This window comes from Flavobacterium limicola, assembly GCF_003634755.1.
Taxonomy (GTDB): Bacteria; Bacteroidota; Bacteroidia; order Flavobacteriales; family Flavobacteriaceae; genus Flavobacterium; species Flavobacterium limicola.
On sequence record NZ_RBXA01000003.1, the window covers coordinates 480,381 to 505,567 of the forward strand.

The window sequence follows — 25,187 nt, forward strand, 5'->3', positions numbered from 1 at the left end:
TATTATTAAAAATTATAAACCAATGTTTAAACCAAGGATAAAGTTTTTTGGAACAGGATAGGTACCTTTTGCTCCTGCATCATTTAATCCAAGACTTGAACCTCCATCAATACCTTGTACTTCTGGGCTTAAGCCACTGTATTTAGTAAAATAATGTAAATTGCTTCCTGTCAAATAAACGCGTACAGAAGATAATTTTATTCTGCTAACTATTGATTCAGGAATTGTATAACTGATCGTAACTTCTCTCAGACATAAATAATCTCCACTTTCATAATATCGGCTATTTCCTTGAAACATATTGGTATTATAAGCCGCACCACTAGCTTCAGAACGGAATAAGTTATTTTGGTTGGTCTGGTCTGCCCAGCGGTATCTTGGTACATCAGTTATGTCACCTTCTTTTTGCCAAGATTGTAAGCTTTCTGCCAATAGTCCGTAATTTCCTTGGAATTGACCAAGAAAACGTGCTCTTGATTCATTGTAAATGGTAGCTCCTAAAGAGTAATCTGTTCGTACAGTTAAAGAAAATCCTTTATAATTAGCATCAAAATTAAATCCGCCTACAAATTTAGGAAACATATTACCCATGAAAGTTCTGTCCCTGCTGTCAATAATTCCATTGTTATCAGCATCTAAGAAAACGGCATCTCCAGCAAATTTCTTACCAGTTGGATTACCACCTGTTGCACCTGTTTTACTTACATAGTTATCTTGTGTGGTTAGATTGTAAGCATCTGCTTCAGCTTGTGTAGAAAGGATATACAATTGTTTGTGAGCATAAAAATCTCCAATCTTTTGGCCCTCTTGCAAGCCTCCTACAAATTTATAAGTACCACTGCTGGCATCCCAGATTTCAGTTCCTCCAATTCGATTATTTAAATTCCCATTTGAAGGTAATTTTTCAATCACATTAGTATTGTGCGACACATTGGCACCTACATTAATTTTTAAATCATTATTATTGTACACATTTGCATTTAATTCTAACTCAAAACCTTTACTTCTTAATCCGCCTAAGTTTGTTAGGACTGTAGAGAAACCACTATTAGAAGGAAGCGTTAAGTTCGTTAATAAATCAGAGGTTAATTTATTGTAGAAATCTCCAATTATCCTAATTCTATCATTATTAAAGCCTAAATCAAAACCTCCATTTATAGTTTGTGATTGTTCCCATTTCAAACCTGGATTTGCAATTTGAGAATTTACAATTGCGGATTGCCCATTGTAGCTATTGGCAAATCCATTTGTTGTTCCAGAATATAATCCTCCGGCTTGAAAATCGCCCAAGGTTCCTAAATTACCGTTTACACCATAACTTCCACGAAGTTTAAAAGAGGAAACAACTTCGGGTAATGCAGACCAGAAATTTTCTTCATGTGCATTCCAACCTACTGACAATCCTGGAAAAAAACCATATTTATTATCCGGGCCTAAACTAGATGAACCATCATAACGGAAAGAGGCTGTTGCAAAATACCTACTCTTATAATCGTAATTTACACGACCAAAAACACTGTTTAGTACTAACTTGGTATTGTTGCTATAGACAGAAATCGGTATTGGAGAGGAATCTAAAGTTTGTCCAAGATCAGAAGGACTTCCTTTTCCGGAAGCATTAAATGTTTTTATGGTTCTGTCAAATTTAGAAGCTCCTAATTTTGCTTGAAAATCGCCTAAATTTTCTAAAGATTTGTCAAAAGAAAATACTCCTTCATATTGTATTTGCGTTGTTTGATTGCTTAATCGGGTAGCGGTACGGGTATTATCAACCAAACCATTGCTACCACTCAAAAAAGCCTGTTGAAAAGTATTTGCATTTTCATTTTCATTATAAAGAGATAATGAAGGTGTAAAAGTTAAATCTTTAGTGATTTTCAAATCACCATCTACACCCATTTGCAATTTATTATTTTCATTAATCCCTTTTACTTTACCCATTTGATATAATGGATTTCCATTAATATTATTTTGCCCTGGAGCCAAAGTACCATCTTCTAAATATAATTTTGTTGTAGGAGCGTTTCCTAAATATCTATTGAAGACCACACTATTGGCAACTACTTGGTTATTACTAGCTTTGGAAAACAATATTCTACCGTTTACTGTAAAGTTATCAGCTACTTTCAAAGAAGCATTCAGTTTGCTGGTAAAACGTTGATAACCAGTAAATATAGTGATTCCGTCCCCTTTTAGATAGCCTAAACTTAAATCAAAAACTCCGGTATCTCCACCGCCGCTAATACCTAAAGTGTGGTTTTGGGTAATTGCATTTTGAAATAAAACATCATTCCAATCAGTGCTTTTGTACATAATAGTATTGTTAGCATTAAGGGGATCTGCCATTTCCTGCCAGCCTTTAGCTTGTAATTCTCCAATAGTTATTGCAGATAAATTCGATTTTAATAAAGTAGCGAATGGCGTGTTATTCAATAAGTTGTTTCCAGTACCGGCTGGAGTAGCGCCTGTTAATTGCCCAAGTCTTGCAATACCTGTTGTAGTTGTAAGTCCAGCGATTTCGGCAGCATTATACAACCCTAAACGCTGTAGTCTGATGTAGTCACCACCGTCTAGAAAATCATATTTTTTTCCAATTTGACTGTTTTGAGTCGAAACATTGTACGTGATTTTGGTTTTACCCGCTTTACCGGTTGAAGTTGTAATAATAATTACACCATTAGATGCGCGGGCTCCATAGATTGAAGTTGCAGCAGCGTCTTTCAATACTTGTAAAGAGGCTATATCTAAAGAGTTGATATCATCAATTTGGGTTCTTAGAACTCCGTCAACAATATATAATGGAGTTGCACCCGCTGGATTGTCAATAGAAGTACCACCACGCACCAAAATGTTCGATGCTTTTCCTGGTTGTCCCGATGCCGTGCGTACTACCAAACCAGTTACATTTCCCTGTAAGGATTGCGTTACATTTGAGTAAGGAACGTTTTCTAAAACTTTTTTATCTAATTTAGAAACTGACGTACTTAAGGTTCTCCTGTTTTGTGAACCATAACCAACAACGATAACCTCATTCATTTGTTGTCCTACTTCTTTCAGAACAATATTAAGAGGAGTGTTTCCAATAGTTACTTCTTGTTCTTGCAGACCTATATAAGAAACTATTAATGTAGTAACATTGTCAGGAACTTCAATAGTGAATCTCCCGTCTATGTCAGTTTGTGTACTAATATTAGTGCCTTTTGCAATAATATTAACACCAGGTAAAGATTCTCCTTTTTCGTCAGTTACCTTTCCGGTAATTTGCTTTTGGATTAGGGTTAAGTTGTTTGTAGCTTTTGTAATGGTAACCTTTTTTTCTAAAAAAGCCTCTGTTCCTGAGAACGCTGAGGCTGATGCTTGTGCGGTAAAAGCGACTAGAAATAAGGATGTTAATTTCATAGCTTTCCCGAAGTCTGGGGTAAGCCAATAATTTTTTGGCTTGCTTTTTGGTAATAAATACATACTTTTGTAATGGTTAGGTTAATAATAATTCTTCCTTCTTGGTTTATTTATTTGTTATCCAACCACAGTTCTTTTTATTAAGAACCAGCCAGCAATGTTTACAGCATGTGCTGGCTTTTTTTATGGATAACAAATTAATATTTTATAAAAAAGGGTATTCCCTAATTTTGTTGTTTTTATAGTAACAATAGTGAAAACCTTGTTTGCAATTTATAAGTATAAGTTCTTGTTTCAATTTCCCTGAACCATTTTTTAACAAGTTAAAAATCATAGTAATACAAGATAATACAGTTGAAATACATATAAGATTAGTACTCTTAAAAGACCAATCTCTTTTTTGTAATAGTAATTTGGTACGGTTTTTTTCTTTTGAAATAAACTGGTTTACTTACCCTTTTGGAGAAATGCAAGAAGTGTAAAATAAAATTTTAAATAGAATGTTTTCCGCGTTGATTTATTATCACGTTGTAAATATATAAATTAATTTAATAAATACAACATAGTTATTAAATAATTTTAATAACTAGAGCTTAGAAGTAATTTTAGTTATTAATTAATGGGGATAACATTTTTTCTTTTATGACACAACAGGCGCCAATGACACCAGCGCGACGGCCTAAAGTTGATTTTTTAAGTTTCATATCGCGGTTAACTAAACCCAATGAATATTTTTTTAATGCTGACTGGATAGGTAGAAGTGTGTAATCACCCAATTGAGCAAAATCGCCTCCAATTACCAATAAATCAGGATTAAAGATATTGAGTAGAATAGACAAGTAGCGTCCCATTTTTTCACTCTGCTTAGTGACTAAATCAATACATAAAGTGTCTTCTAAATTAAAAGCTCCGGAAATAATAGTATGGTGTTGTAAAGCAGAAGAATTTTCATCAAGTACTACTTTTGATTGTTTTCCCTCTTTTAGAGCCGCTTTGAACTGGTTTACTAAGGACCATCCTGAAATTTCAGTCTCCAGACATCCAAGTTTACCGCATTGGCACATAATTCCGTTGTCAAAGATTGTACTGTGACCAAATTCTCCGGAGTAACCGGATTTTCCATAATAAAGTTTACCATCAGTTATCATTCCTATAGCGACACCCCAACTGTAATTTACAAATATTATATTCTGTTCATCATCAACCACACCTTCAGAATATTCACCAAAAGTCATCGCTCTAGTATCATTTTCTAAATGAACCGGCAAATCCAATTGCTCTGAAATGATTTCTGTTAAAGGTCTGTTTTCGCTAAAAAAATAATTATAGCTAAATCCTTCCATCGAATTAATGCGTCCTGAAAAGTTGATGCAAGCACCTACAATCATCTTTTTTTCGACCACACTATCTTCTATAAATGAATTTATCAAAGTACAAAATTCCAATAGAGACTCTTGAGTATTTTGTAAAGCAAAGGAAGTTCCTAATTCAATACTGACAAATTCATTTTTAATATTTTGTAAACCAATAGACATACTGGCAATACTAACTTCGACCCCTAAAAAGTAGGCGCAAGTTGGATTGATACTATATAAAGAAGGTCGTCTTCCTCCACTATTGGTAATTTTTCCAAGATCTATTACATATGCTTCTGACAATAATTCGTTAACAGCCTTAGTGACCGTTGGAACACTAGATTGTAATTCAGAACTTAATTCTGCTATTGTAGCATTACCAGCTGACAATAATCGTTTTACGATTGCTTGTCTTAGCATATGCCACTTTTGGCCAGATAAGCTTTTATCTTTACTACTGTCTAATAAATCTTTTAAACTCATTATTGTTATTTTTTATAAAAAATTCGATGGAATTCATTTACAAACTTACTATAATTTTTTTACTCAATGATTTAAATCATTTTTGACCATAACAAACAGTTTGATAATGAAAAAGTCGATAAATGAAAACCGAATTCATATTCGCATTTATTATAAATGATTCCCTTTGGTAGACGAAAATTAATAGCGTAAGCTATTGTAAAAAACTAGAACTAATAATGCAATGGACTAACGCCAATAGAAGTTGTAAATGCTATCAGAATTATATGGATTGGAGCATTAAGCACGTCAACTTATTCTTTGTTTCACAGAAGCTAAAAAAAATAATCAAGAAACAATTTCCATATCTTATTGTAAGGTTTGAGTGATTAGATATTCCACAAGCGAATTTTTTGAATTGAAAGAATCAAAAAAAGGGAATGGATTATGATAGAAGTGAATATTATAATGACGGTTCAGCTAGGGATCAACAAAATTTCGAATTTTGGGATAGCTGATAATAAAACTATCACTATCTATGGTTTGTGTCAAAGGTTTTTTCTTCGGAAAAATTTCCCTGATTCTAAATATCGCCTCTTTTTGTAATTTTCAATAATAACTTGCGCTACTCCTTGCTTTCGAATACGAAAAATCTTAAGTAAGGTAGTGGGAGAGACACGCTCCGTTAGTTTTATAGCGGAGCCGCGCACTCGATTGTATGTTTTTTGTATTTTAATTTCCTCTATAAGTTGAATATCCAAATGCAGAAAGTGTAATTGGGACGTGATAGTGATTGTGGTCTTTAATTTGAAATACAACTTCTATAAAAGGGTAAAAACTCTCAATATTATCTCTTTTAAAATAATCACTTGTGAAATAAGTTAATTTATAAATACCTAAATTTGACTTATCTGAATTTAAAAAATCAGTTATTCTTCCGTTCAAATCAGTTTTTTTCTCATCTACAAATGTCCAAATTTTGGTTAGTTCATTATACCTTTCTAATTTAATAGATATACCAGTTGCTGGTGTACCTTTAGAAACGTCTAAAATATGACTTGAAAGTTGGAAATTGTTTTTTTGAGCGAACATAAGAGTGGTCAATAGCCCTAAAATCAGTGTAAGGATTAATTTTTTCATTTCATTTTTTTTTTTTTTTATTTTAATTATTTGTTGTAGTAATTCCAATTTCATTAATTATCGCTGATTTAGCTATTAAATCATCGGTATCTGGACAGCCACCGCCAGCAACTCCAATGCTTCCAACCACGTTTCCTTTATACCAAATTGGTGAACCGCCGCTTAAAAGTAGTAGTTCTGGTATTGTATTCAAATTTCTAGTGTCAGGATTTATTTCTGCATTTCGTAATAATTCAAGTGTTGGAGTTCTAGTTGATAATGCTGTATAAGCTTTTCGCCTGGCTGCTTCAGTGTTATGAATTCCAACACCATCTGCTCGAACTAGTAAAATGATATTTCCAGAAGCATCAAGAATTGCTATTGTAACTTTTTTACCTAGTGCAGTAGCTTTTTCAGTAGCTCGCTTAGTCAAAATATACGCAGCGTCTAATGTTAAATTATCAATAGTTTTGATGTAGCTATTTTTTTCAAGTAAGACTTGTTTTATCTCGGTGTTTTTTTGTGCATTACTTAATATAGGAATAAGAGTAAGAAATATAAATAAAATTTTCATTCGTTTTTTTACAAAAATAATTTATTCATATTTCAAAAAAGTTGTTCTATGTCAACGTTTTTTATAATCTAGATTTTATTCTGCTCAATGTTGAAGGCGATATACCCAAATAGGAGGCAACCATTTTATTGGAAACATTTAATAATAATTCTGGTTGGTGTTTAATAATCCATTTAACTTTTTCCATAGCATCAAATCCTTGAAATCCGTAAATTCGTTTTTGTGCCATTATGAACCCCTTCTCTAAAATTTCAGTATATATTTTTGCGAATTGCGGCACAGTACTAACCAAATAATAAAAATCGGTTCTTGAAATATAAAGTAATTCTGATTTTTGAATTGTTTGCAGGTATTCTTCGGCAGGCTTTTGGTCAATAAAACTTGGTAAAGCGGTGGCGAAATTTTCTTTAAATGCAAAATATCTTGAATTTTCATTACCCTCTTTATCAGTTGTAAAAAGCCGAATAGATCCTTTGTTTATAAAATAATAATTTTTACATATTTCGTCGCTGTTGAGAAGAATTTGGTTGCGTTTTGTATGTATAATTTTAAAGTATGAAATTATTTTTTTAAGTGTAAAATCATCAACATCAGTTTTTCTTTTTAAAATTTTTTCAAGAATATCAAACATTTTATTTATGATTTTTTGGAGTAAATAGCATACAATCGTTTATATAGGCTAAATAAAACAGAGTAAATTAACCGCCCCTCTTCCTCTTTTGGAACAGAGTAACGAAGTTTTCTTTTCTTAGATTCTGGACCTAAGATAAATTACTGTAATAACACTTTTACAATTAAATCAAAATAATTTCCTTAATTTTTGTGGTAAAAGATGGGGATCGTTTTTCTTGTTTCATTTTAATTGTCTACCAAGTGATTGTGAAAAAAACTTAATTTTGTTGGTGCCGTAACTTTTATTCATTTTGTCAATCACAGTCATTAATGGTTGGTACTTTGGATTTGACGTTTTGAATACGGATAATTGGGTTTCGTAATTTGGCGATAAGACATTACATTGTCCTAGCAGTTTCCATTTTCTGACGTGCTTCTGGTAACTGAATTATGACTTCCTATTTCATGAACAAATTCAGCGCAGGCGCATTGTATTCCGTGGTCAGAGTGGATAATGAGGCGAAGATCATTAGTGATGGCTCTTTAAAATATTTTTAATTCGATGGATGCAATGGTTTGCCCACCATAAATTATAAACCTTCACATTCATGTGATTTTGGAGGTTTTGACTCTAAAAAATTAGATGTTTTTTGCGTAAAATTAAATGTAGCGTTATTTATAAGGAGTATAGAGTTCAAATTACATAAGCTCTATCTTAGATATAAACCAAATACAGATATTTTTAAAGACTTTATTACATTAGATAAAACTGGCTATATAATTACTACTCCAGGAACAGGTTGTGTGGCTGCTCTTGATGCGGAGTATTATTTAGCAGGTCGCCTTCGAGATTAATTTTGTCTGAATTGGGTGTGAAAAGTTCCCTTTTTTCCACTTCGTAATCCAGTCCCGCGTACTGTATTGGCTCAGCGCTGGTGGGATAGTCCTGTATAACCTGCCCTAAATTGTGCTATGCTTTTTCTTTCACAGTGAAAAAACTGTGTTCTGCAGTCTGCTCGTTGAAATTGAGATTGGGTGCCATGATGTTGTGATTTAGATGATTACTGTTTTATTTGAATTGCTTCCTCAGAACCCGTCCCACTCCAAAAAAATGTTCTCAAAGGAAAAAACGGGAAAAAAGAAAGCAAGAAATAAGGGGCTTATGGAAGTGGAGAGCTATAAGTCCCGAAGGGTGGCTAGTGCAACACAGTCATTATGCGCTCGCAGCATCCAGGAGACACTATCTTAGGTGCCTTTTAGTCCGTTTGGAATGACAACAGCAAGCAATAGCATGTTTTTTAAATTAAAATTATAATAGTAAATGCAATAAGAATAGAGGGTGTTTTAATAAAAGTTGACAATAGTTAAATCTAGAGATGTAGATATTTGCCGGCTATAGTAGGGTACTTTATTTTATATTAGGTATGATCTATTATTGGCATAATTGTTTCTTGATAAATGGGGGGTTAATTTTTCTTTGTTATTGGATCGAAACATTTATACAAGTCCAATTGAAATAGCGAGCCAGTAGTATCAAGAGTTTCAACTAAAATAATACAAGCATACAGTCTCCGTTTATTAGGAGTATCAAAAATTTCAGCTACCATTTTTTGCGTAGTGTTGTATTAATTTAAAATATTGATTTTTTAGTAATTACGTTAAAAAGCAAATAGTGACAAACATGATACTGTTGGAGTGCAATGGAAAGTAGCTTGCGGAGTATAAAGAAATGAAGCGGTATTTATGGATGTAATAGCCCGGCTGAGTGTAGAAAGTGAATGTGTGAAGATGAGGAACACACTGGTGCAAAAAAACAGTTGCTTATTTTCAAGCTGCTGTTTTTTTTGTCGTGAAGTGTCTCCGGAATAGAGGGAAATTAACTAATGAATTGAAACAATAAACTGCTTATTTACCTAAAATGTTCTTATGAAAATGCAAGGCTGACCGACTGAAGTTGCCGAACGGAACAAAGAGAACGACCGAAGAGAGACCGATTTTTTGCGCGTGTTGTTGGAAACGTGAATGTTGTTTTTTATTTTGTCTATTTTAATTTTATTATTTGCATGACCTTACTTCGATTTGGACCGGTCTTCATTACTTTACTGAGTGATTGTCATGTTGGATTGGTCTGATTGATACCTTACAATATTAATGGAAGCATCATTGTAAAATGAAATAGTTTTGTAAAGTGAAATCTAGAAGTTTGGTTATTTTTACGTTGTAACACTTCAGTAGTTTTTGGTAGAAAAACTACTTAAACTGACCTGCTATCTATGGAGTATCTGAAGCGTTACAATTACTTATTATTGCATATAATTATGATTATTAATTTTTAAAAAATTTGCCGACCATAAAGCAAAAAAGAAACATCGAGATACTATTTAGCTATATTTGAATAAAAGTTAGTTAGCGAAAGCAAATGTTTTAATAGATAATTGATTATAGTTTTTTAATATTATGCAATAGGATGTCTTAGATGTGTTTACTAGAATAAGTAACGGCTAAAATTTAATTCCGTATTTTTATAAAGCTGTAAATTTCTTTGCCACAATGTGGTGCAGATTAATGAGTAATCAAGTTTTAAAAAGCTGTTTAATCCTTCAAATTTATGGCAATTTTTTTTTTAAATAATTGCGAGACTACATTTTACTTGCTACTTAGTGTAGTGAAAAAATATTTTTTTGATCATAAAAATTTATTCATAGGATGGTATTAGTACAATTTACAGGATTATCTGGTTCGGGTAAAACAACATTAGCCGAAAATGTTCATCAGTTGTTAGTAGCAGAAGGCTATAAAGTTGAAGTCATTGACGGTGATGTTTATCGAACAACTATTTGTAAAGATTTAGGATTTTCAAAAGAAGATCGATGTGAAAACATCAGACGTCTTTTTAAGGTAGGGCGAGATTTTGTTAAAGCAGATACTATCGTTTTGATGTCGGTAATTAATCCATACGAAAATCTAAGAAATGAATTGAGAGCACATAAATTTGTCAGGACTGTATTTTTGGACTGTTCGATAGAAAATTTGATCAAAAGAGACCCTAAAGGATTATATAAAAAGGCATTACTGCCGGATAATGATAGTAATAAAATAAATAATTTTACAGGAATTAGTGCTGTTTTTGAGATCCCTTTACGGGCAGACTTGGTATTAAAAACGGATTTAGAAACCGTGTCTTTATCTATTAATAAACTGTATAATTTTATCATTGAAAATTTATACAATTGCTCTTAATTGTTAAAAAGTAGATGTATGAAACAAAAAAAATATTAATTTCTTCGTTAGCAAAGCCTTCACAAAATTTATATATTTACAACGCAAAAGAAATAATTTCTAATTTAATCTTTTAAAAGAACATGAATCCTTTTTCTATTAAACTCCCAATTTCCTTTTCGATAGATAAATTGCAAAGTGAATTAGCTATATGTGAAAATGATCTGTGGACTCCCCATTTCAATACACAACGCTATGAAGGCAGCTGGACCAGTATTTCTTTGAGATCAGCTTCTGGCGAGGTAAATGACATTCTATCTTTTGCAAATAAAGAATACCATAATACTAGTTTACTTGATCTTTGTCCTTATTTTACCGAAATTATTAATTGGTTTAAATGTGACAAAGAAGCTATACGGTTGCTTCGTTTAGATCCAAAAAGTGAAATAAAAGAGCACGTAGATAATGATACTTCCTACGAGGATGGGTTTTTTAGAATTCACATACCTATTGTAACAAATTCTGAAGTTTTTTTTTATGTTAACCATGAACTTGTTCCTATGAGGATGGGTGAGTGCTGGTACGCCAATTTTCAGCTTCCGCATAGTGTGCAAAATAAGGGATTGAAACCCAGAATTCACCTCACTCTGGATTGTATCAGAAACGCATGGTCAGATGACTTATTTACAAAAATGGGTTTTGATATTCATTATTCTTCAAAGAAAAACCAGTATTCAGACGAAGTTAAACAACAAATTATTGCTGAACTCTCCAGAACTCCATCTGAGATAAATGCCAAAATTATAGCAAGTCTGCAAGCTAAATAGATTTAATAAAATGGAAAACATAGATCATCCTCTTTTACATTGGATTCCTTATAAGTTAATTGAAAAAGATAATGATGTATATTTTGAATGGATCTATCTAGGAGATAGAAAATATACGGATCCGTTTTTTGATGAAACTATTTCTAAATGTAAAAGCCATCCCTATAATTCAAAAGTAGTTAGAGCAGTAAGTACTATAGAGAATCTTTTGGATTGGTCTAAGCAATTGATTTGTATTGAATTAAAATCGTTAGTATTTCATGTTTCGCGCTGCGGCTCTACTATATTGAGTCAGTCTTTAGTTACTTCTTCAGGAAATATAATGATTTCTGAAGCTCCGCTTATAGATCAAATTTTACGTACTACTGTTTTTGATTTCAAACAAAAGTGTGTTCTTGTTGAAGCGGCAATAAGACTTTTAGGTCAAAAACGATTTCTAGAACAAAAAAATTTAATTATAAAGTTGGACGCGTGGCATATATTTAATGTTGCCCAATTTAGATTGATCTTTCCGGAATTACCTTTTATGTTACTTTATAGAGAACCATCAGAGGTCTTAAAATCCCATCAAAAAATGATTGGAATGCATATGGTTCCCGGATTAATACCGCACAGTGTTTTTGGTTTTCCATCTCTGAATATTACAGAAATTGGTTATAAACAGTATGGTGCATTAGTTTTAGAGAAATATTTCCAGGCATTTCTTGATTTTTATGCAACAGATCAAAATGTCTTAATGTGTAATTATAATGACGGAATGCAATCTGTCATAGAGCGATTTATATCTTTTGTTGTCATTGATTATTCAACTGATGAAGTTTCCGAAATGTTTGAACGTTTAAAAAAGCACTCTAAAAATCAAAACGCGGTTTTTGAAGGAGATTTCTTTTCCGATGAAGTTTTGGCGATAGATCTTACCCAACTTAAAATTTTGTATAAAAAATTAAGCAATAATCAAATAAGTATATAATTAGAAAAAAGTATTTTCTGTTGTTATGCTCTTACTAAATGAAAGTTAAATTTTGAATTGATTAATGTATCTGTAATCTCATTTTTAGGAATGAAATCAGGTGTGAAATCTGGATTGTAAGACCACAATTGACTATCAATGCGACATCCTAATCTTGTTAAGTAAATTGTGCCAATAAATGTTTTGTATCCGTCAGCTTCAATTTTTACTTTGATTTTATGGTTTCCTTCATTTAATACATTTCCAACTATAGAATACTGTCCGTTTTGGCTGATTCCTGTTCTGGTTTTAGTATAAAAACCCGAATCTGAAGCTATTTGTATGTTTGCATTTATCGGATCTTTTGAAACGGCATCTATTGCAAAACCGTTAACAATTGCTTTTTTTCCAGTTGCAATAAAAGAAGCTAAATTTAGTTCACAATTTGAATTTTCTTTGGCAATTAATTCAAGAGGGGAAGAAAATAATGTCACGGTAGATAAAACTGCTGATTGTTGAATAAATGTCCTTCTTTTCATTAGTTATATATTGTTTTTAAAACTATTTGGATGCGTTTTACAGTTTTTTTAATAAAAAAAATAGTATATTATATTTGCAAATATAAAATATAAGTCGCTAATTTGCAACAAGAAACAGATAATAAATAAAATTATATTATGGATGAATACTTAGGAATGATTAAAATATTCGCAGGAAGTTTCGCCCCAAGGGGATGGGCTTTTTGCAATGGTCAACTTTTGGCTATTAACCAATATACTGCATTATTCTCAATAGTGGGAACTATGTATGGGGGAAATGGCGTTAATAATTTTGGTTTGCCTGATTTAAGGGGTAGAGCGCCAATAGGTTTAGGGCAAGGGCCGGGTCTTTCAAATTATGCTATAGGTCAAATGGGAGGGGTTGAAGGAGTTACGCTTACAACAACACAAATTCCTTCACATTCACACCCTTTAAATGTTAATAATGGAAAAGCAGGTGTTGCAGTGCCAACTGCTTCAAATTCCATAGCAGCTCCTGTAGATGTAAATGGAGATGCTGCAAATGGTTTTTCTCAAACAGCTCCAAATACTCAAATATCATCAGCTTCAATAGGTGTTACGGGAGGTAATCAACCACATGAAAATATGGCTCCATATGTAGCTTTAAATTATATTATTTGTCTGGAAGGGCTTTTCCCTCAAAGAAACTAAAACTTATCAGAAGGTGAATCTTAAAAAGAATCACCTTTTTTGTTGATTAATTATTTGAATTAATATCATCTTAAATGCAAATTATGAAAGGGAATACTACTTTAAAAATTAAAAATTTAATCCTCTTGTTGATTCTGATTAGTTTTGCGCCATTTGCAAATGCTCAATTAGAGGCAGGCGATATTGCTTTTGTTGGAATTAATTCAGATACAAATCCCAATGAAATAGCTATACTGACCTTAAGTTCCATTGCTAGTGGGCAAACAATATTACTAACTGATTATGCATGGAATGGCTCTTCATTAGAAACAGGCAATAGTTTAGCTGAAGGTTTTATAACTTGGACCACTAATACAATAGTTCCTGCCGGAACACTGATTAAAATTACGATAGGTTCAGGTGCAGTAATAGGTGGAGGTCTTTCGAACTTTGGTTCTGTCTCTGCTACTGGATGGAGTGCCGATGCGATTGCATCTGGTGGTGATAACTGGTTTGTCTTGCAAGGAAGTATTGCAGCTCCAACTTTTATTTATGCTTACGCCAATTGGAGTACAGCTACCTATGGAATTAAAACTTGGCCAAGTACAGGTGTGACCTTCCCGAATGCTACTATTTCTTATTTACCATCTAGTTTATCGAATGGTACAACAGCAAATATTCAAAGTGGAGACCCTTTGTATCATTTTGATAATAATGTGTATACAGGAATCACTTCAGGAACTAAAGCTTCTATTTTATTGGCAATTGGCGATTCAGCGAATTGGAGTGGAAGTGAAGTTGATACTGAAACTAAAGATCTAACCCCTGGAGGTACAAATTTCCCCGGAGTAAATCCAATCTTTACCGTTGGCTCGCCGGTAAGTATTTCTGGGCAGCCTTCTAATATTAGTACTTGTACCAATACTAATGCCTCCTTTTCCATAGTGGCTTCAAATGCAACTGGTTATCAATGGCAGGTAAATTCAGGTAGCGGATTTACAAATATTGCTAATGGGGCACCTTATTCAGGGGCTACTACAACTACTTTAACTATTACAGCAGCAACTGCTGGAATGAATGGTTATTTATATCGATGTGTTGCCTCTGGTGCAGATTCTGCTAACTCAAATTCAGGAACACTAACAGTTTCTAACATAACTGCATCTAGTATTCAAACTAATGTGAGTTGCTTTGGAGGTTCAAACGGAACTGCTATGGTTACTCCCTCCGGTGGAGTTTCTCCATATACGTACAGCTGGTCTCCATCGGGAGGGACCGGAGCAATCGCTACGGGATTGTCAGCAGGAAGTTATACTGTAACCATAACAGATGCTATTTTATGTTCGACTACTCGAAGCTTTGTAATCACACAGCCAACTACTATCAGTACGGCAACTGCTGCGCAAACAAACATATCTTGCAATGGAGGTTCTAACGGTTCTGCTTCGGTGACTCCTTCTGGTGGTGCTGGTGGATATACTTATTCTTGGTCTCCATCAGGTGGAACGGCTGCGACAGCAACCGGATTAAGTGCAGGAACTTATACTGTAACAGTAACCGATGCTAACGCATGTACGGCTTCTCGTAACTTTATAATCACACAACCAACGGCTATTAATACAGCAACCGCTGCACAAACAAATGTATCTTGCAATGGAGGATCTAATGGTTCAGCTTCCGTTACTCCTTCAGGAGGTGCTGGTGGATATACGTACTCATGGGCTCCATCTGGTGGAACAGCTGCGACTGCTACCGGACTTGTAGCTGGGACTTATACTGTAACAGTAACCGATGCTAACGGATGTACCGCTTCTCGTAACTTTACAATCACACAACCAACTGCTATTGTAGCAACTGCAGCTTCTCAAACCAATGTTTCGTGCAACGGAGGTTCTAATGGAGCTGCCTCTATTAATATTCCAACAGGTGGAGCGGGTGGATATACCTACAACTGGACTCCAGGCACCCCGACAGGTGATGGAACGAGATCAGTAACAGGATTAAGCGCCGGAACTTGGACTTGTACTGTAACTGATGCAAACAGTTGTACTACTGTTGTTAACTTTGTAATCACACAACCAACGGTTATCAGCACAGCAACTGCTGCTCAAACAAATGTGTCTTGTAATGGAGGTTCTAATGGTTCTGCTTCCGTTACTCCTTCGGGAGGTGTTGGTGGCTATACTTATTCTTGGTCTCCATCAGGTGGAACGGCTGCTACAGCAACTGGATTAAGTGCAGGAACATATACTGTAACAGTAACCGATGCTAACGCATGTACGGCTTCTCGTAACTTTATAATCACACAACCAACGGCTATTAATACAGCAACCGCTGCACAAACAAATGTATCTTGCAATGGAGGATCTAATGGTTCAGCTTCCGTTACTCCTTCAGGAGGTGCTGGTGGATATACTTATTCTTGGGCTCCTTCGGGTGGAACTGCTGCTACAGCAACTGGATTAAGTGCAGGAACTTACACTGTAACGGTAACCGATGCTAACGCATGTACGGCTTCTCGTAACTTTGTAATCACACAACCAACGACTATCAGTACGGCAACAGCTGCGCAAACAAACGTATCTTGTAATGGAGGATCTAACGGTTCTGCTTCAGTCACTCCTTCTGGTGGTGCTGGTGGATATACTTACTCATGGGCTCCATCTGGTGGAACAGCTGCGACTGCTACTGGACTTGTAGCTGGGACTTATACTGTAACAGTAACCGATGCTAACGCATGTACCGCTTCTCGTAACTTTGTAATCACACAGCCAACTACTATCAGTACGGCAACTGCTGCGCAAACAAACGTATCTTGCAATGGAGGTTCTAACGGTTCTGCTTCGGTGACTCCTTCTGGTGGTGCTGGTGGATATACTTATTCTTGGTCTCCATCAGGTGGAACGGCTGCTGCTGCAACCGGATTAAGTGCAGGAACATATACTGTAACGGTAACCGATGCTAACGCATGTACCGCTTCTCGTAACTTTGTAATCACACAACCAACGACTATCAGTACTGCAACAGCTGCGCAAACAAATGTGTCTTGTAACGGTGGATCTAATGGTTCAGCTTCCGTTACTCCTTCGGGAGGTGCTGGTGGATATACTTATTCTTGGGCTCCTTCGGGTGGAACGGCTGCTACAGCTACTGGATTAAGTGCAGGAACATATACTGTAACGGTAACCGATGCTAACGCATGTACCGCTTCTCGTAACTTTGTAATCACACAACCAACGGCTATTAGTACAGTTGCTGCTCAAACAAATGTGTCTTGCAATGGAGGATCTAACGGTTCTGCTTCTGTTACTCCTTCTGGTGGTGCGGGTGGATATACTTATTCTTGGTCGCCTGCGGGTGGAACAGCTGCTACAGCAACTGGATTGAGTGCAGGAACTTATACTGTCACAGTAACCGATGCTAACGCATGTACGGCTACGAGAACATTCATAATTACACAGCCAACAGCTATCAGTACAACAACTGCTGCACAAACCAATGTGTCTTGTAATGGAGGATCTAACGGTTCTGCTTCGGTGACACCTTCTGGTGGTGCGGGTGGATATACTTATTCTTGGTCGCCTGCGGGTGGAACGGCTGCTATCGCAACTGGATTAAGTGCAGGAACATATACTGTCACAGTAACCGATGCTAACACATGTACCGCTACGAGAACATTTATAATTACACAGCCAACTGTTCTTGTGGCAACCGCTGCTGCACAAACGAACGTTTCTTGCAATGGAGGTGCTGACGCATCTGCTACCGTAAGCGTATCAGGAGGTACAAGTGGATATTCCTACTCATGGGCTCCATCTGGAGGAATAGCTGCTACTGCAACAGGTTTGAGTGCAGGAACATATACCGTAACTGTTACAGATTCTAATGGTTGTACAACTACTCAAGGTTTTACAATTACACAGCCAACGGCAATTGGTTTTACGACAACTTTCTTATCTGGGTATGATTACAATATTGGATATAGTCAGAGTATTGTAGGTTCAGGAGGAACAGGGGCTAAAACGTATGCAGTTACAACAGGAAGTTTGCCTTCTGGTTTTTCACTATCAACAGCTGGACAGATAACAGGTATTTCAACACAAATTGCAGATAGTAATTTTACCGTTACTGCTACTGATGCTAATAATTGTACTGCTACATTTAATTATGTACTGAAATTAAACCAAATACCAGTTACTGTAACTGCAACACCTTCTCAAACTAAAGTATATGGGGAAAGTGATCTTGTTTTAACTTATAACGTATCACCAAGTTTACTTTCTGGAGATTCATTTACTGGTTCTTTAACAAGAGTTAGTGGCGAAAACATTGGCACTTATGCTATTAATCAAGGTTCGCTTTCAGCTGGGTCTAAATATTTAATTACTTATGCTGGTGCTAACTTTACTATTACCGCAAAACCAATTACAGTAACGGCAACTCCAATACAAACGAAAGTTTATGGGGAAATAGATCCAGTTATTGCTTATACCGTTTCACCTAGTTTAGTTGGTAGTGATTCTTTTACAGGAGCTTTAACAAGAGTCGCTGGAGAAAACACAGGAACTTATGCCGTTAACCAAGGAAGTTTGAGTGCGGGATCTAATTATATAATTAGTTACTCAGGTGCTAACTTTACCATTACTGCAAAACAAGTTACTGTAACAGCAGCTCCATTGCAAACGAAAGTTTATGGAACAACAGATCCTACTTTTACTTACACAGTTTCACCAAATTTGGTAGGTAGTGATGCCTTTACAGGATCTTTAACTAGAGCTGCAGGAGAAAACATTGGAAACTATGCCATTACAGAAGGAAACTTAAGTGCAGGTTCTAATTATGATATCACTTATGTTAGCAAAGATTTTACTATTACAGCAAAACCTATCACTGTAACGGCAGACGCTTCACAAACAAAAGTTTATGGGACAACGAATCCAGTTTACTCTTATACTTTCACGCCTACTTTAGTAAGTGGCGATTCTTTCACGGGAACTTTAACTAGAGCTGCAGGAGAGAATATTGGAAACTATGCTATCGCACAAGGTAACTTAAGTGCAGGAGCTAATTATAACATTACTTATGTAAGCAGAGATTTTACTATTACGGCAAAACCAATCACAGTAACTGCAAATGCTTCACAAACCAAAGTATATGGAACAACGAATCCGGTTTACTCTTACACTGTTTCACCAAATTTAGTTAGTGGCGACTCTTTTACTGGAGCCTTAGCAAGAACTGCTGGAGAGAATGTGGGGACTTACACCATTACACAAGGTACCTTAAGCGCCGGTGCTAACTATACCATTACTTACAACGGCTCTAATTTCACGATTACTAAGGCAGATCAGGTTATAACTTGGAATCAGACTTTAGGATTTGATTGTAATGGAGAAACTAGTATTGTTTTAACTGCTGTTGCAAATAGTGGTTTAGCAGTAAATTATGCTTCTTCAAATGCGAACATTGCTACTGTTTCAAATAATTCATTATTTTTCCAAAATTACGGGTCTACAACTGTAACAGCATCGCAAGCAGGAAACATGAATTACAACGCAGCTCCAGCTGTAATTTTACCAGTAGTAGCTAGTCAGCCTAACCTAATTAGAAAACAATTTGAAAATATTATATTCTTTGACAACAGTTCGAAGAATTTCAAATCGTATAGTTGGTATAAAAATGGGGTTTTAGTTCCTGGACAAACTTTACAATATTTCAAAGAAAATGGTGCCTTGAATGGAACTTATTATGCAGTTGCAACAAAACTAGACGGAACATTAATTACAAGTTGTCCGTTGACTCTTTCGCCAACTGTAGAAGAGGAATCTATGAGAGTTGTTCCAAACCCTGTGAGAAGCAATGCGAGTTTCCAATTAATTACTAATATTAGCGCAAGCAGAATACAAAATGCACGTGTTGAGGTTTTTAACTTAACAGGAAACTTGTTAACAACTGCAAATACAAGTCAAAACAATATTGACATGATAGCTCCGAGTGTTGAGGGAATTTACATTGTAAAAATAACCTTAGCAAATGGCAAATATTTTACTAAAAACCTTTTAGTGAAAAATTAAAATTATTTACTGAATAGACATCCTCATTTTAATGAATGAGGATGTATTATTCAAATTAAAAAAAACAAGTATGAAATTGTCATTTTCTGCAAGTATGCGCGAGCAATAACTAACAAATAAATAAAGGGCAATTACATATGCTTCCGCTAAAAATCAATTTTACATCTATGAAATTCAATCTTAAAAACATAATTGGAGTTACAGCATTATTAATCTCACAAGGAATAGCTGCGCAAGTTTATGTAGGAATACAGTCTGGAATAGGAAATATCCAGAGTGATATTACTGGCATACAAACAGGTAATCGCCTAGGAGGAGCTTTAAAGGCAGGTTACATCTACCCTTTAAATTCGCATTTTGGAATTGGTACCGGGTTAGAGTTCTCGCAATACAAGCAAGAAGTTTCTTTTTCTCAGCCTACTGCAACGCTCTCAAATTTTGAAGTTGACGCTTCAACTTCTGCATTTGTTTATAACATGACTACAAACAATTACAGAGAAAAACAAACATTACGAGCTTTACAAGTTCCTCTTTTTGTGCAGTACAAAAAAAACATAAATAAGGGCATTGATTTTAATTTTAGAGCTGGTGCTAAATATTTTTTACCTATCAAATATGAAATTAATGCAACTGCCGATAATGCCAATGGTACTGCTTTTTATCCAGATGTCAACCTTACTATTTTTGATTTACCAGAATTTGGTTTTGGTCAACAAAATAATTATTCCGCATCAGGAGAATACAAAACAAAAGGAATTATAATGAGCTCTTTTGAGTTAGGATTTACCTTTGATATTGGAGAGAAGAGTTCCTTATATTCTGCCATGTTCCTAGAGCATGGATATGGTTCAATTCTAGACCAAAATAATAATGAATCCTATATTGGTTACAGGCCAACATCAGTATCTGACAGAAAAGCTAATGGATTGTATAGTACTGATAAAGATGCAAAAATTAAACCTGTAGCATTTGGTATAACATTAGGATGGAATTTTAAATAAATCCAATTTTTTTTAAATTAAACTAAAGGTCTTGACTAATAATCAAGACCTTTTTTTTTCGATAGCTTGCTTTTTCAGCGAGTTTATGAGTACTAATTTTCATCAAGTGATGTTTGTACAGATTAAAAAAAGTAGTTTTTAATGAAAAAAAAGAGGGTATTTTGAATAGAATCAAGTGCTCACTTTAAATTGGAATTGGGTAATCAATATCACTGGAATTTGCATTTAGTAAAAGAAATAGTTGCGAAAAAAATTCCTTTAAATAATAAAAAGTCTATTAAATCCATTCCGAATTTTGCTTGTAGTTGTCTGGTAAATAAGTGAGGTATTGCACCATTCTGGGGGCAGAACCGTGATTGGGTGTCGCACAATGAGGCAATGCCTGGTGCCAAATAATGAAATCGCCTGCGTTTCCGATCACGGGGATAGGCTTTAATGTTTCCAGTGCGACTTTTCTTGGATTTTCATTAGGCAATAACTCACTTAGCCAACCTTCAATATTGCGGTGAAATCCTGCAACACAATGAAATGCACCCTCTTTTTCATTACAATCAGTCAGATAAAGAAGTCCCTGTAGTCCAAAAGGAATGGGCAGTTTTAAACTTACATCCCAGTGAAGCGAACTTCCTGAGAACCGAAAATAGTCATTTTCAGGAGGATTAAAACTTACTTTATCGATGGTTTTATAAATCTTTGTGGTGGCATAAAGTTGCTGATAGGCTTTTTGAATTCGTAATGATTGCCTGTTTTTATTCAGTGTAGGATGATTTGAAAAAGTAAGCATCAGACCTCTTTGCGCCTCGTGTTGTTTGTACCAAGTCTCTTTGTGGTTTGGATTCATTCCTAAAAATTCCCAAATAGCTTGTTGGGTCGCTTCACATTCTGATTTAGATATGGCATTTTTCACGACCACATATCCGTTTTTATCCCAAAAAGCTAAATCTTCCTCAGAAAGAACATCCTCAACGATAGCTTGTTCTGATGTAGAAATATCTTTTTGATTTTTTACAATCCATTCTTTAAAAGAATCCAAACTGGGTTTCTCAAAATAAAGATAGTGAAGCGTATCCTCCATACTGATGCCCAAGCGGTACAATGATTCAATTTCTTCATTCCAAGAACAATTTTCACCAGAAATAGATTTGTTTTCCGGGTGCAACGTTCGTTCCCAGAGTTTCTCAATAATGGTCGACGGCATAACAGTGCGTTTAGATTGTTCTCAAAAATAAAGAATAATAGTATGAATTATTTTCTAATACTGAAAATTTATTATCTAAAGATATGTACTAATTGGAATATATGCATGAATATGCAGATAAAAACCGCACATTAAATGAAGCTTCATTGTATCCAATGCTAATCTTAGTTGTTAGTTGTATTCATTTTGTGTCTTGGTAAATTAATTTCATTGTCCTGTGGAATATAACCTCTTTGTGTGCTTTTTTTGATTTGTATAATAATCAATGGGTCCCTGTCTAAATAAGCTTCTGAAATAGCTTGTTTTATGGATGTTCTAAGCCTTTGAATAATTTTATTAATCGTGTTTACTGAATGTATTTTTCTGCAACTCATTGGACATAATCCCTTTTGATTGGTTTTGTTTGTATTTATTGCAAACAGAATTGTTATTTTTTCCTGGTTCATGTTTCCACTGATTTAAGGTAAAGAATTGGTGTACCTATTCAAATTTAAAACTAGGGAATGCACTACATGTATGTTTAGTACATAACTTACGAATCTAATATAGCATCCAGTTTATTTCATGGGATTGTTTACAGTAGTGTAATAGTTGTTGGTAAAAAAATGTCTTTCAGGATGAGTTTCGTATCCGGAACGTCAATTTTTTTCCGCTACCACTACTTCTCGTAAATATTTAGATGCAAATCAGATGAACTATCATTCATTCTCGTTCTCTTTAAAAAGAAGTTTACCGGGATATTTCTCAGCATAAGTAAGGATTAAATCTACGATGTATTGGTTGCTTTTATAAGGAGTAACTTGACCGCTGACGATGTTTCCGGCGATGTTCATAATCACATCGGCTTGCTCATGACCGTAATCTTTACAAAGCTGACTAAAGTCTTGGATCCCTAAACAAGTGGCTGCTTTATTGCTTCGTGCGGTGGCAATCAGACAATCCATAGTGTTGAGATAGATAGTCGGAAACTCATCTAAGACCAAACTGCTTTTCAGCTTCCCTTTTTGATTCACCAGTTTTACCAAGCGAGAAACATATAAGGACAATACGGCACCATAAATTTGTATTTTCTGAGGGGTATTGCCCATGCAGACAATCTTGGGTTCAGCCGGATTATCAATGTCTAATGTAAAGTCATTTCCGGATAGTACATAATACAACTGGGGAGAAGAAAGTCGGACCATCGCAATCGTAGCGGAAGCAATTTGCCCCTCCAGTTGTTCCATGGCATCATTGAGATACGAAGGTATAGTGGATGTGAAAGGTATGTTTTAGAAACCGGGAATTCGGTACCATATTTTGCAATAGCCGAAATGGCAGCGTCTTTCAGCCTGTTGCAACATTCAAGTCCAAGATAACTGGTAGTGGCAAAATAGAATAGTGCTGTATCGTTGATTTGAAGAGTGCGTCCAGTAAGGATTTTATCTTTAGCATAGAGATGGATCGTACCTTCATTTTTTGCCATTGCTAACATTTCATCGACTGTATCAATAAAATGATTGTGCTTGATTTTCGCCATGAGTACTCCATTTTAAATTAGGGATTTATGCCTTTTTGAATTTGTTGAGGGGTTTTCAAAGGGTAAAGTTCTGATTTTAAAACAGTAGAATGGAAGGGACTTTGTAAATAATCCCGAATTGATATGTGATATTCCCGAATTGCAGTGTTTAAGATAAAATGATTGATTACTATTACATTATCTCTTTTTTGGGTAACTAATCGCAGAAAAGGAATCGATAATTTGCTAGGTTGTAATAAAAGATCGGATGCTATGGAGGACTACTATGAAAACGAATTTGCCCTATTCTGGATCAGTGGGAACATACTTTTTTTTGAGTATAAACCAGGTGTGGTAATTAATTTAGCGGCAGCGCAGCGTATTGTAGCGGATAGAATGCAAATGCAAAAGGAGAAAATATATCCCGTTTTGTGTGATGTTAGAGGCATTGCCGATTCTGATAAAGCAGCCAGGGATTATTTGGCGCAACACGGCTCTGCTCTGACGAAAGCCGTCAGTATATTGGCAAACCAAACGATATCGATTGTAATGATTTCATTTTATCTTAAAATAAGTAAACCTCAAGTGCCAACCAAGGTGTTTAGTGACAAGGCTAAAGCACTGGAATTTTTGAAAGCATTTGTCTAGGAATATAATTTTCAACAATTTAAATACTATAGGATATGGATCAGGAAATCGACCAACAGCGAATAGAGATTATCTACAAAATGCTTCTGGAAATGGCAGAAGGGAATTTTGCATACCGCATACCAAGGACAGGGAAGGATGACGACCTGGAGGGATTGGCCGTATTGGTGAATTGGGTGGCAGAAGAAATGAAAGGGTCGCTATTCCATGCGGGTTTTACCAACCCTCACCTTAGCTATCAGTACACAGTTCAAAGTTCATTCATAGTAGACAATAAATTAATCATAAAGAACTTTACTGAAAATGTAACGGACCTTTTAGGATGTACCTCCCATGAACTTTTGGAATTGAATTTTATGGAACTTTTGGTAAAAGAATCGGTTCCCTTGTTGGAAACGATACTACCTGAAATGTTACAAAATGAATCCTTTCAAAAGAGTATTGCGCTGGAGATCGCTTCTTTCAAAAAATTAGTTATTCCGGTAAATTGTATTGTTTCAAGGTTATACGGAAGTACAGAGATAGTGATTAGTTTTATTGCTGCTAGTGTAGATGACAACATGAAAAATTTGATGACAGCAAAGAAAAATTTGACGGCTGAAGAACAGAAAATTCACAACTTTTTAGATGTAAAATCCACACAAGCAGTTTATGATTACATATTGGCCAATATGGATTCAGCTATGCCAACATTAAAAGTACTCTCCCGCATTTTTGGTACCAATGAATACAAATTAAAGAACGGTTTTAAGCATGTATTTAAGACGACCATACAACAATTTTATAATAGTGAAAGACTCAAGCGGGCACTCCTTCTGATACAGCATACCGAAATACCATTAAAAACGATTGCTATTATGGCAGGCTTTTCTACGTATCCAAATTTTTCAAGAGCTTTCAAAATTAAGTATGGGTATTCCCCATCCGACCTTCAAAGACAAACGCCAAAGATCTGGACACCAGCTCTCAAATAGCAGTAGGAATGTCCATGAAATAAACGGAGGACTTTCATCAATCAAAAAATCCTGATTTGATATTTCACTATCCTGATTTGATAATACT

The 25,187-nt window shown here is 35.1% G+C and carries 18 protein-coding genes and 2 pseudogenes; 9 read left to right on the forward strand and 11 right to left on the reverse strand.

Going from position 1 to position 25,187, the window contains the following annotated elements:
• Window positions 1-12: 12 nt before the first annotated feature.
• The 7 genes from BC952_RS12070 to BC952_RS15180 form a co-directional block, all read right to left on the reverse strand.
• On the reverse strand, window positions 13-3,399 hold the full coding sequence (locus tag BC952_RS12070; RefSeq protein ID WP_167445775.1) for a SusC/RagA family TonB-linked outer membrane protein: 3,387 nt from the start codon (window positions 3,397-3,399) through the stop codon (window positions 13-15).
• Between the two features lie 605 nt (window positions 3,400-4,004).
• Window positions 4,005-5,237: an ROK family protein gene (locus BC952_RS12075; protein WP_121365881.1), complete on the reverse strand. Its 1,233-nt coding sequence runs from the start codon at window positions 5,235-5,237 to the stop codon at window positions 4,005-4,007.
• A gap of 711 nt (window positions 5,238-5,948) precedes the next feature.
• On the reverse strand, window positions 5,949-6,356 hold the full coding sequence (uraH, locus tag BC952_RS12080) for a hydroxyisourate hydrolase (protein WP_121365979.1): 408 nt from the start codon (window positions 6,354-6,356) through the stop codon (window positions 5,949-5,951).
• Window positions 6,357-6,378: 22 nt separating this feature from the next.
• Window positions 6,379-6,909 carry a GlcG/HbpS family heme-binding protein gene (locus tag BC952_RS12085; protein ID WP_121365882.1) on the reverse strand — a complete coding sequence of 177 codons (531 nt, stop codon included), beginning with the start codon at window positions 6,907-6,909 and terminating at the stop codon, window positions 6,379-6,381.
• A gap of 61 nt (window positions 6,910-6,970) precedes the next feature.
• Window positions 6,971-7,540 (reverse strand): Crp/Fnr family transcriptional regulator, encoded by a 570-nt coding sequence (locus BC952_RS12090; protein WP_121365883.1) that lies wholly within the window; start codon window positions 7,538-7,540, stop codon window positions 6,971-6,973.
• A 163-nt stretch (window positions 7,541-7,703) separates the two neighbouring features.
• On the reverse strand, window positions 7,704-7,766 hold the full coding sequence (locus tag BC952_RS15175) for a DUF4113 domain-containing protein (protein ID WP_341866852.1): 63 nt from the start codon (window positions 7,764-7,766) through the stop codon (window positions 7,704-7,706).
• Window positions 7,763-7,849, reverse strand: a complete 87-nt coding sequence (locus BC952_RS15180; RefSeq protein WP_341866853.1) for a DUF4113 domain-containing protein — start codon at window positions 7,847-7,849, stop codon at window positions 7,763-7,765. The genes BC952_RS15175 and BC952_RS15180 overlap by 4 nt, the downstream gene beginning before the upstream one ends.
• Window positions 7,850-8,241: 392 nt before the next feature.
• On the opposite strand from BC952_RS15180, the pseudogene BC952_RS15070 reads away from it, so the two are divergent.
• From BC952_RS15070 to BC952_RS12120, 4 genes and pseudogenes are all read left to right on the forward strand, one after another.
• Window positions 8,242-8,376 (forward strand): annotated as a pseudogene (locus BC952_RS15070) (thioredoxin-disulfide reductase); the annotation flags it as partial.
• Between the two features lie 1,851 nt (window positions 8,377-10,227).
• Complete coding sequence (cysC, locus tag BC952_RS12110) at window positions 10,228-10,761, forward strand: adenylyl-sulfate kinase (RefSeq protein ID WP_121365884.1); 534 nt, start codon at window positions 10,228-10,230, stop codon at window positions 10,759-10,761.
• Between the two features lie 122 nt (window positions 10,762-10,883).
• Window positions 10,884-11,567, forward strand: coding sequence for an aspartyl/asparaginyl beta-hydroxylase domain-containing protein (locus tag BC952_RS12115; RefSeq protein ID WP_121365885.1), 684 nt, complete (start codon window positions 10,884-10,886; stop codon window positions 11,565-11,567).
• A 10-nt stretch (window positions 11,568-11,577) separates the two neighbouring features.
• Complete coding sequence (locus BC952_RS12120; RefSeq protein WP_121365886.1) at window positions 11,578-12,537, forward strand: sulfotransferase family protein; 960 nt, start codon at window positions 11,578-11,580, stop codon at window positions 12,535-12,537.
• Between the two features lie 23 nt (window positions 12,538-12,560).
• Here BC952_RS12120 and BC952_RS12125 read toward each other — a convergent pair whose 3' ends face one another.
• Entirely contained in the window at window positions 12,561-13,055 is a 495-nt protein-coding gene (locus tag BC952_RS12125) for a hypothetical protein (RefSeq protein WP_121365887.1), read from the reverse strand.
• Window positions 13,056-13,193: 138 nt separating this feature from the next.
• On the opposite strand from BC952_RS12125, the gene BC952_RS12130 reads away from it, so the two are divergent.
• The 3 genes from BC952_RS12130 (at window position 13,194) to BC952_RS12140 (ending at window position 20,781) form a co-directional block, all read left to right on the forward strand.
• Window positions 13,194-13,727: a phage tail protein gene (locus tag BC952_RS12130; protein ID WP_121365888.1), complete on the forward strand. Its 534-nt coding sequence runs from the start codon at window positions 13,194-13,196 to the stop codon at window positions 13,725-13,727.
• A gap of 83 nt (window positions 13,728-13,810) precedes the next feature.
• Window positions 13,811-19,780 (forward strand): MBG domain-containing protein, encoded by a 5,970-nt coding sequence (locus tag BC952_RS12135; RefSeq protein WP_167445777.1) that lies wholly within the window; start codon window positions 13,811-13,813, stop codon window positions 19,778-19,780.
• A 167-nt stretch (window positions 19,781-19,947) separates the two neighbouring features.
• Window positions 19,948-20,781 (forward strand): porin family protein, encoded by an 834-nt coding sequence (locus BC952_RS12140; protein WP_167445779.1) that lies wholly within the window; start codon window positions 19,948-19,950, stop codon window positions 20,779-20,781.
• A 277-nt stretch (window positions 20,782-21,058) separates the two neighbouring features.
• Here the strand turns inward: BC952_RS12140 and BC952_RS12145 are convergent, their stop codons facing one another.
• The 3 genes and pseudogenes from BC952_RS12145 to BC952_RS12155 all read right to left on the reverse strand — a co-directional run.
• On the reverse strand, window positions 21,059-21,979 hold the full coding sequence (locus BC952_RS12145; RefSeq protein WP_121365891.1) for a phytanoyl-CoA dioxygenase family protein: 921 nt from the start codon (window positions 21,977-21,979) through the stop codon (window positions 21,059-21,061).
• Between the two features lie 164 nt (window positions 21,980-22,143).
• Complete coding sequence (locus tag BC952_RS15080; RefSeq protein ID WP_244200146.1) at window positions 22,144-22,425, reverse strand: phage integrase SAM-like domain-containing protein; 282 nt, start codon at window positions 22,423-22,425, stop codon at window positions 22,144-22,146.
• Between the two features lie 252 nt (window positions 22,426-22,677).
• Window positions 22,678-23,217 (reverse strand): annotated as a pseudogene (locus BC952_RS12155) (TraM recognition domain-containing protein); the annotation flags it as partial.
• 533 nt (window positions 23,218-23,750) lie between these two features.
• Between BC952_RS12155 and BC952_RS12160 the strand changes: the two are divergent.
• Together BC952_RS12160 and BC952_RS12165 are read left to right on the forward strand one after the other, a co-directional pair.
• Window positions 23,751-24,125 (forward strand): DUF7793 family protein, encoded by a 375-nt coding sequence (locus BC952_RS12160; RefSeq protein ID WP_121365980.1) that lies wholly within the window; start codon window positions 23,751-23,753, stop codon window positions 24,123-24,125.
• A 35-nt stretch (window positions 24,126-24,160) separates the two neighbouring features.
• Entirely contained in the window at window positions 24,161-25,099 is a 939-nt protein-coding gene (locus tag BC952_RS12165; protein WP_121365892.1) for a helix-turn-helix domain-containing protein, read from the forward strand.
• Window positions 25,100-25,187: the final 88 nt, after the last annotated feature.